General features: G+C 51.3%; 9 protein-coding genes and 1 other annotated feature (1 of these 10 cut by a window edge). Of the genes, 1 reads left to right on the top strand and 8 read right to left on the bottom strand.

Annotation, left to right across the window (positions count from 1 at the left end; translation table 11 throughout):
- Nucleotides 1–112: 112 nt before the first annotated feature.
- From FHS18_RS32030 to FHS18_RS32010, 5 genes are all read right to left on the bottom strand, one after another.
- Nucleotides 113–394, bottom strand: a complete 282-nt coding sequence (locus FHS18_RS32030; RefSeq protein ID WP_183604468.1) for an Fpa/YlaN family protein — start codon at nt 392–394, stop codon at nt 113–115.
- A 158-nt stretch (nt 395–552) separates the two neighbouring features.
- Nucleotides 553–795, bottom strand: coding sequence for an HPr family phosphocarrier protein (locus tag FHS18_RS32025; RefSeq protein ID WP_183604467.1), 243 nt, complete (start codon nt 793–795; stop codon nt 553–555).
- Nucleotides 796–879: 84 nt separating this feature from the next.
- Nucleotides 880–2001: an aminopeptidase gene (locus FHS18_RS32020; RefSeq protein WP_221401547.1), complete on the bottom strand. Its 1122-nt coding sequence runs from the start codon at nt 1999–2001 to the stop codon at nt 880–882.
- Nucleotides 2002–2063: 62 nt separating this feature from the next.
- Nucleotides 2064–2798 carry a hypothetical protein gene (locus FHS18_RS32015; RefSeq protein WP_183604465.1) on the bottom strand — a complete coding sequence of 245 codons (735 nt, stop codon included), beginning with the start codon at nt 2796–2798 and terminating at the stop codon, nt 2064–2066.
- 112 nt (nt 2799–2910) lie between these two features.
- Nucleotides 2911–4836 (bottom strand): sensor domain-containing diguanylate cyclase, encoded by a 1926-nt coding sequence (locus FHS18_RS32010; protein WP_246428032.1) that lies wholly within the window; start codon nt 4834–4836, stop codon nt 2911–2913.
- 346 nt (nt 4837–5182) lie between these two features.
- On the opposite strand from FHS18_RS32010, the gene rpsD reads away from it, so the two are divergent.
- Nucleotides 5183–5782 (top strand): 30S ribosomal protein S4, encoded by a 600-nt coding sequence (gene rpsD, locus FHS18_RS32005; RefSeq protein ID WP_183604464.1) that lies wholly within the window; start codon nt 5183–5185, stop codon nt 5780–5782.
- 68 nt (nt 5783–5850) lie between these two features.
- Here the strand turns inward: rpsD and floT are convergent, their stop codons facing one another.
- From floT to tyrS, 3 genes are all read right to left on the bottom strand, one after another.
- The gene (floT, locus tag FHS18_RS32000; protein WP_409348595.1) at nt 5851–7353 is read right to left on the bottom strand and encodes a flotillin lipid rafts scaffold protein FloT; all 1503 of its coding nucleotides are present in this window, start codon (nt 7351–7353) and stop codon (nt 5851–5853) included.
- 36 nt (nt 7354–7389) lie between these two features.
- Entirely contained in the window at nt 7390–7923 is a 534-nt protein-coding gene (locus tag FHS18_RS31995) for an NfeD family protein (RefSeq protein WP_183604463.1), read from the bottom strand.
- Between the two features lie 143 nt (nt 7924–8066).
- Nucleotides 8067–9317 carry a tyrosine--tRNA ligase gene (gene tyrS, locus FHS18_RS31990; protein WP_183604474.1) on the bottom strand — a complete coding sequence of 417 codons (1251 nt, stop codon included), beginning with the start codon at nt 9315–9317 and terminating at the stop codon, nt 8067–8069.
- Nucleotides 9318–9378: 61 nt separating this feature from the next.
- Nucleotides 9379–9453, bottom strand: a binding site (T-box leader); it runs 201 nt beyond the window's last position.

The following is a 9453-nucleotide window of genomic DNA, read 5'->3' as shown; positions in this document are numbered from 1 at the left end:
CAAAATTAAACGGCCTCAGTCCAATGGAATTCAGGACGAAGGCCGCTTGATTGACTTTTATTTTTTGTACTGTCTACTTGACGGGGGGCTGTTCACAGGACCACCCTTCTTACTACTTATTCAACGCTTCGTAGAGAACCGCCAAGTTACGCTCCAGCTTGCTGATAATTTCTTTGCCTTCTGCTTCGACAATTAGACCAGCACGAACAGCGAAATCGACTTCCCTGGAGAAACCGTACATCTGGGTATCCAGTACTTCTTCGTACAACGGACACTTTCTTGTCGTCAGGTTTTCCATTTGGACTTCGATCAGTTTTTCGATTTTATAGGCATCTTCCTGAAGGAGATTGAGCGCTTTTTGATTCAAATGGATTGCAACCTCAGATGAAGACATCGTACTCCCCCTTATGCATGTATTGCTCGCCGTCTTCTATATCTTTTATATTAAACAAAAACTAACGATAGCACAAGGACAAATCAAGCACCAAGGGGGACAAATTAAACAGAGCACCAAGCTATGCTGCCACAGCCTGATGCTCCATCAATGATACGCTATTCAGTTACTACCGTTACGTTCAAGTTATGCTTGGCGAATACTTCTGCCATTGCACCTTTAGCTTCATCGGCATCTGGTCCATGAACATGCAGCTCATAAGAATGGCCGCCGACCAACGTTGTGAACAGTCCGAGAATGCTCTTCACGTCGATGTATTTGTTCTCGGCTTGGAGAACGATGGACGACCGGAATTTGTTGGCCGTTTGGGAAATGTCTACGATTGCTGCGTTGTTGGACATGCGAATCCCTCCATGAGTTGTTTACTTTTGCTAGCAGACGCTTTCCTTCATCATAACCTTAATTTGGGTATCACACAAGAGCTTTTACTTCAAATTTTCAGGGTTCAGCGCTTCTAATTCCGGAATGACGAAGATCCCGTCCTTACGGATCAGACGATCATCGAAATACACTTCTCCACCGCCGTACTCCGGCCTTTGGATCAATACCAAATCCCAGTGGACGGCTGAACGGTTCCCGTTGTCCGTCTCCTCATACGCCTGTCCAGGCGTGAAGTGGAGACTGCCTGCAATCTTCTCGTCGAACAAAATGTCCTTCATCGGATGCAGGATATGCGGATTGAAGCCCAGACTGAATTCACCGATATAACGCGCGCCTTCATCGGTGTCCAAGATCTCATTAAGCTTCTTCGAATCGTTCGCGGTCGCATGTACGATCTTACCATTCTCGAACGTGAATGAAACATTCTCGAACGTAACACCGGAATATACGGACGGCGCGTTATATGTAATGGTTCCTTGGACGCTGTCCCGGACCGGGCAGCTGAATACTTCGCCATCTGGAATATTGCGGTGGCCGGAGCACTTCTTGGCGCCGATATTCTTAATGGAGAACGTCAGGTCCGTTCCTGGTGCAACAATGCGCACTTTGTCCGTGCGGCTCATCAGATCAGCCAATGGATCCATCGCCTGGTCCATCTTCGCATAATCGAGGTTACACACGTTAAAGTAGAAATCTTCGAACGCCTCGGTGCTCATATTCGCGAGCTGCGCCATCGACGCGTTCGGATAGCGAAGGACTACCCACTTCGTATGCTTGACGCGCTGTTCGGAATGAATCGGATGGCGGTAAAGCTGTTCATACAGCTTCATGTTATCGCTCGGCACATCCGCAAGCTCATTCGCATTCTCGCCCGCCCGGATTGCAATATATCCTTGCATCGATTCCATGCGCTTCAGATCGAACGAAGCCCATAGTTCAATTTGTTCCTTGGTCGCATGCTTAAGCATCGTGCGCAGTACCGAACGGTCGCTTGTCTCGACGAACGGTCTTCCGCCGCGCTTCGCCACTTCTTCAATCAGTAGTTTCGCTAGATCACGCTCTGAGCCGATCATATCGATGAGCACGTTATCGCCTGGCTGAACATCGATGGAGTAACCTGCCAAATTCGAAGCCAATTGCCGCAGCCTTGCATCGTACACTGTCATCCACATCCTTAAAAACGTATTAACGTTCTTATCCTAACACGAATATTGACCAGATGCACATATCAGCGATCAGGTGCAGGCATGATGCGCATCTCAAGCTGATGGGCCTCTTGCTGCTGATTGCCGTCCGCTTCATAGATGAGCGTGGTATGTTCCAGAAGTTTGATGGGCAGCAGCCGCTTGCGTTCGATGGTCAGCTTGCAGACCGTCTTTACCTGCAGCGTTTGCAGGAGCTGGTTAAACTGTTGGCGCGAACGGACAACTTCAGCCTGCAGTTCTTCGCTAAGCGCAGACTTTGTCTTGCCCCCTGCTGCCTGCTGGCCGATCTGCTTGTCTTGGCCGGCAACTGCCTGATCGAAATCCTGCATAAGCTGCTTCTTCCAGCGTTTACGCGCTGAATCGCTTGAAGTTTCGATCTGCAAGACCGTTACTTTGTTATCAGATTCACCAGGTAGTGCTGTGATCCGGGTGGCTTCAAGCTGCATTTGTTTCAAATAGGCAAGCGGATCGCCAACCGTACGGGCTGCGTCGACAGTCGCTTCATTGCTCTGCATCCGAATTCGTTTGTGACCCTCCACTTTACCGCTGAAGGATACTCCGCTCACCTTCACATTGGACGGCGTTGTAGCGCCTGACGTACCAGAGAAGGTGTATCGATCAATCCCGGAGAGTCCCGAGACCGCCAACGAGAACAGTTCATTCGGTTCTTTCTCTGCAACACGTCCGCTGCAGCCCGATAGCATCAGCAAAGTACAGATTACAGCTGCAGTCAGGCTTGGGACGATCCGGTTAGTCACAAACAACACACTCCCGTCTTACCGTTCTACCTGTTATCCTCTCTTGGAGGCAGGTCCCTTATTCGGAAGGTGATTGCTTTCGCGCAAGATGCAGACTGCTATTCGTTTGCTTCTATACCGCTACGATAATCTGATTGCGTCCGTTATGCTTCGCTTCATACAGCGCCATATCTGCCTTATGGAACAAGGATTCGACGCTTATCTTCTCATCTTCGAACGTCCATTCCGATATACCGCAAGAAACCGTTACGGCGGGATCTGTCAGATGCTGAACCTTCGAACGTATCCGTTCCGCGATCATATAAGCTTGCTCTGATCGGATCTGCGGCAAGTATACCGCCAGCTCCTCGCCACCCCAACGCGCAGCGGTATCCGTTTCCCGAATCGAGTTCATGATGACTTCGCTAACTTGCATCAAGATTCTGTCGCCCACAAGATGCCCATACGTATCGTTGACTTTCTTGAAGTGATCGATATCGACAACGACGAGCGAGCCGCACCGGTCCTTGCGTTGGTTAGACTGGATTTTCTCGTTCAAATAATGTCGTGCATGCAACCCGGTCAGATTATCGGTAATGACCATACGGCGCACTTCCGCGTGCAGCGAGGCATTGGAGATCGCAAGACCGATATGCGTCGAGAGCACTTGGAGCAATTTATAGTTGTCATAAGAAAAATAATTGGGATTCCGATGGGTAAGTATGATGACGCCGACAAGATTAGGTCCGTCCATAATCGGTGAAGCGATCAACGATCTCGAATCTGTGGCATCCATAATCTTGGAGGACACATGCTTGGAGTTCCAGTAATCCGACGTAATAATCGGTTCACGGGTTTTGTTGATTATTCCCGCAAAGCCGTAATCGGATGGAACACTATCGCGGTTGAACAGCGCTGAATTGGTCGCTACGAATTGGAAACAATCCTTCTCCGTGTTGAGCTGCAAGACCGAACAATGGTCGGCTTTGAAGATCCGCAGCAATTCGCTCATCGTAAATTCGAATATCTCGCTCAGCTTCAGGGACTGGTTCAGCTGCATCGTCAGCTCGTTGATCATCTGAAGTTCGGAGATGAGCAGATTCGATTGCTCGAAAAGTTTCGCATTCTCGAAGGCCGATCCTGCCGTCGAGCAAACATGTATAAATGAAGCGAAATCTGCATCGTCCCAATCATCAGCGGGAAGCTTGGCGCCGATAACGCCGTAAACCGCCTGCTTGCCGCTCATTGGAATCGCAAGTTTCACGATCCCTTCCGGGGCGTGTACGGCGATCGGTCTTGCTTCAAGGAAGGATTGCGCGTATATATCCTCCGCCGCATTGCGGATCAACAGCGGCTTAATGCGCGGATCGCCTTTAACGAAATCCTGCGATAAATATAAATCGAAAGCTGCATAGGGATAATTCGTCACCATGTAATCCAGCAATTCGTGAATGACGGCAGACACATCATTCTGGTCGTGAAGCCGCTTGCCCATCCGCAGGATCAGTTCTTGCTGCGTCGCTTGTTTCTCAGTTGCCTGCTGCCTTAGCAACAGTTCCTTGGCAAACGTTCGGTCGCGTTCGTGATAGAATAGCGTCTTCAGATACAATGCGGTCTGTTGCAAAAGCTCGGCCACATCTTCTGAATCGGCGCTGCTGTCGCTCCTGCTCCAGACCAGAGCGCCTAGACAGCCTGTAGCGCTACGCTTCGGCAGCGGAAAGATAACATTATCATCAATGATGCGATACTGCATCGAATCGCATGTGTGTCTAACTAGATTGCTTAGTTCATCCTCTATCGGCATATGCTGCGCTTCATGGGCGCTGATCAAAGTACCGTTAGCGCTCCATACGGACAAATTGCCGCTCTTGAGTTTCCCCTGCGGCAACTCATCGAGCCACATTCGGAATAATCTCTGCACCGTATGTATGACATAGGATTCATCCGATTCACAGACATCTTCACGCTCACACCAAATATCGTGCTGCCAAGCTGCGTTCTCTGATTCGTTTAAGCTGTCGCGGCAGATCGTACATTCGCTAGATTTCGTTGACTCCATAAACGCCAGCACCGTCCTGATCTCTTCTACCTAACTATATGTATCATAGCTGAACTTGGAAAATTATGCACTATTATAGTCATAAAATACTAGGCCTATAGTTCCATAAACCATTCTTAATAAACTTGAAACTGCAAAGGTCATTTACTTGACAACTAGTGCGGAATTCAATAAAATCTAATAATGAACATTGGTCCGGTTTTGTGTCACCCTCACGGAGGCTGTCGCTGGCAAGTCAGCGGCTGAACTTACTTGTCAGAGTTACGTTATTACGATAACAAGCAGACAGTACTCGGCGAAACTCCAATTTTCACTCATACTATTCGATGAAGGAGTGTCACGACACATGGCACGCTATACAGGTCCTAAATTTAGATTAAGCCGCCGCCTCGGTATTTCCCTGAGCGGTACTGGCAAAGAATTGAAACGCGCTTTCCCTCCAGGTCAACACGGCCCGAACCAACGCAAAAAGCTTAGCGGCTACGGCGTTCAATTGATGGAAAAGCAAAAGCTGCGCCACATGTACGGTGTTAACGAGAAGCCATTCCGTAACCTGTTCGATAAAGCAGCTAAAATGAAAGGTAAATCCGGCGAAAACTTCATGGTTCTCCTTGAAAGCCGCCTGGACAACCTCGTTTACCGTCTTGGCTTCGCGAACTCCCGCGCTGGCGCACGTCAGCTGGTTTCCCACGGCCACGTTACAGTAAACGGCAAAAAAGTCGACATCGCTTCTTACTCCGTAGCAGTTGGCGACGTAATCGGTCTTCGTGAGCGCAGCCGCACACAGAAGTCGGTTAAAGAAGCACTGGAAGGCCGCAACTTCCTTCCAAACTACCTGGAATTTAACGACGCTGCAGTTGAAGGCAAGTATGTTCGCCTTCCAGAGCGCGCTGAGCTTCCACAAGAAATTGACGAGAAGCAAATCGTCGAGTTCTACAGCCGTTAATAAGTCGGGGCTACCGGTCATCATCCTTCGGGATGAGATCGGCAGCCCCTTCTTTTTTTGACAACCCGTTACGCCTCTTCTTCCCACGTCTTCCCGAACGCCTTGCGTCCGCTCTCCGTTCTGCCGCTCGTCAAGCCTTGAACAAGCGCATTCAGATCAATTCCCGACACGTTCTTAAGCATCTCCGGCGCGGTGGCCATAAGCGAGGTCACGTAGTTGCTGACGCGCGCCGCGCCTTCGCCATGACCGGTATCGACTACCGTAAGTTTATCGATTCCTTTGATCGGTTCGGCAACCCGGCCCGCAAGTTCAGGCAGCATATTGACGATAATGTCCAACACCGCAGCTTCGCCGAATTTCTCGAAAGCTTGTGCTAGCTTCTCCTTGGCTTCGGCCTCCGCCAAGCCGCGAAGCCGGATAACTTCCGCCTCCGCCGTACCTTTGGCACGCTCCGCATCCGCAATGGCTAGACCTTCTAACCGCTTCTGTTCCGCATTCGCTTTGGCCTCGGCCTCGATGCGGTATTGCAAGGCATCCGCCTCGCGCAGCCGCTTGGCCTTATCCGCCTCCGCCGCTTGTTCGACGGCGTAGCGGTCCGCGTCCGCTTTCTTTTTCACTTCGGCGTCATACTGTTTCTCTCTGCGCAAAATTTCCTTCGTCTCGATATCGATCTCCCGTTCCTTCCGAACAAGCTCGACGCGCATCTGCTCTTCCACGACGGATTGCTTGGCGCGCGCTTCGTGAATCGCATACGCTTGGTCAGCCTCAGCTTTGGCCGTATCCTGCTCCCGCTTGAAGGAAGCGACCTTCAGTTCCTTCTCCTTGCCGGCTTCGGCAATATTCGTATCGCGCAGCAGCTCTGCCTTTTGGCCTTCCTCTTCCGCGCGCGCCTTCTGAATTCTCGCATCGCGGATCGCCTCCGCTTCGGCAATTTCCGCATCCCGCTTCACCGCTGCAATTCTCGGCTTGCCTAGCGCTTCCAGATAGCCATGCTTATCCCGAACGTCCTTGATCGTGAAGGAAACGATCAAAAGACCCATTTTCTTGAGATCCCGTGCCGCGACGCCTTGCACCTCTTGCGCGAATTTGTCCCGGTTGCGATAGACCTCCTCGACTGTCATAGATCCGAGAATAGCCCGCAGATGCCCCTCGAGCACCTCCTGCGCCTCCGACTTGAGCGACTCGATCGGCTTGCCCATGAACTGCTCGGCAGCCGTAGCTACATCCTCGACCGAGCCGCCGATCTTGATAATGGCAACGCCATCGGCGAGAACCGGCACGCCTTGTTCCGTGTACACCTCAGGCGTCGACACATCAAGCTTATGGGAGAGCAAGGACAGGAACTCCGCTTGTTGAAAGATCGGAAGGATGAACGCCCCGCCGCCGCGGACGATTTTGATTTTGCGTCCGTTTTCATCGGAGGAAATGTTGTTGCCCCCCAGGAAGGAGCCGGTAACAATCATCGCTTGTTCTGGACCGACCGTTTTGTACCTCGCCCAGAACGCCAAACCTAGCACAACCAGCACACCGATCACAATTATAGGGATGAACAAATAATCCGGTACCATCATCGCATTCTCCTTCTCAGATGGAAAGTTCAATCTTTGTTATAAGTCGAGTTTGGATACGAGCAGCGTCCCTTCCTGTACATCAACTTCGATGACAACCACTTTCGCACCAGACGGAATCGTCTCTTGGTCGAAACTGGCCGCGATATGATGCGTAACGCTGGCGCCTTTCTTCAGCAAGACTTCGCCATAACCGATGGCCGGCACCGGCGTCAACACTTCGCCGATCGCTCCCATCAATTCTGTAATCGAATATCCGGTCGAGTTCTCGCTGCGTTCCATCGGACGGATATAGACGAAGTAAATACCAAGGCCGGCAGGGATCGCGATCAGGAGGGATACGAGCAGAACTACAGTTTCTTCCAGCGAGGAATAACGTTCGAGCATCAGGCCGGCGCCGCCGAAGATGGTTATGCTGCCCACGAGCGAAGTTGGCTGCAGCAGTTTATGCCCATCGATCGATAGAAAATCCAATGCGCCGTGAAAAGCCAGGCTCAGCCAATCACCTAGTACAACCGCGATGATTGCATACAGAATACCGAAGCTTAAGCAGGTCCAGAACAGGGCTTCCATATCACCCCTCCCTTAGTTCCACAATTTCCTAAATGCACCTAATTTTTATACGTTCCCAGTAGTCGTAAAGTTGCGCTGCCCCGCCAAACAAAAGCAAGAGCCAGGACATTCCTGTCCCGGCTCCACTTCCATATCTAACATTCTTATCTATGCAGCTTCACGAATTTCCTCTTGCCTACCTGCAGAACATCGCCGTCCGAAGGCGATATTTCCATATTCGGATCAACGAGTTTCGCTTCGTTCAGCTTGACCGCTCCTTGCTGCACGCTGCGCTTTGCCTCACTGCTGGACGGACTTAAGCCTAGCACGGTCAATAAGCGGGCAATACGGATCCGGCCTTCGGTAAGTTCTTCGGCTGGTATAGTCACGACCTCGATCTCCGTCGGTAGCGCACGTTGCTGGAATACGGTGATGAAATGCCGCTCCGCTCCCTCCGCTTCCTCCTCGCTATGGTACATCGCCACAAACGTTCTTGCGAGCCGCATTTTGGCATCCCTCGGATGGATGGATCCAGATGCCAGGCCGTGACTAAGCTCCTCCACCTTCTCGTTGCTGATGTCAGTAGCCAGCTCGAAGTATTTGAACATCAACTCGTCCGGGACGGACATCGTCTTGCCGTAGATTTGATTAGGATCTTCAGCGATCCCGATGTAATTGCCTAGACTCTTGCTCATCTTCTGTATGCCGTCCAACCCTTCGATCAGCGGCATCATGATAGCAGCCTGAGCCGGCTTGCCGTACTCCTTTTGCAAGGTGCGCCCCATAAGCAGATTAAACTTCTGATCCGTCCCGCCCAGCTCTACGTCGCTTTCGAGCGCAACGGAATCATAACCTTGCATGAGCGGGTAGAAAAATTCATGGATGCTGATGGGAAGCCCCGAAGTGAACCGTTTCGTAAAGTCGTCGCGCTCCATCATTCGGGCTACAGTCACCTTGGCGGACAGATTCACGACATCGGCAAAATGAAGCGGCGACAGCCATTCCGAGTTGTAGTACACGCGCGTACGCTGCGGATCGAGGATTTTGAAAATTTGCTGCTGGTAAGTAGCCGCATTGCGCTTCACATCCTCTTCCGACAACTGTTTGCGCGTCTCCGATTTGCCTGTCGGGTCGCCTATCCGGCCTGTGAAGTCGCCGATGATAAGCTGCACCTCATGCCCGAACGATTGGAACTGGCGCATTTTGTGCAGGACGACTGTATGCCCAATATGAATATCCGGCGCGGATGGATCGAGCCCCAGCTTAACTTTTAGCGGTATGCCAGTAGCGACCGATTGGATGACTTTGTCCCGCAGCGTCTCCTCCGGAACGATCTCCACCGCGCCGCGCGAGATGAGCCGCCATTGCTGCTGAACCAATTGCTGCTGTTCAACCGATAGTTGTTCCCATTTGATCTGTTCCATGCCTCACTCACTCCTGCACGATAGGATGTAAACACAAAAAATCCTTCTGTCCTCAAGGGACGAGAAGGATTAGCTCGCGGTACCACCCTCGTTAGAGCAACCGCATTTAGGCAGACTGCTCTCACTT

The organism is Paenibacillus phyllosphaerae (assembly GCF_014192105.1).
GTDB classification, from domain to species: domain Bacteria; phylum Bacillota; class Bacilli; order Paenibacillales; family Paenibacillaceae; genus Paenibacillus_Z; species Paenibacillus_Z phyllosphaerae.
Note: the sequence above shows the minus strand (reverse complement) of the source record. Positions and strands in the feature narration are given on the sequence as shown.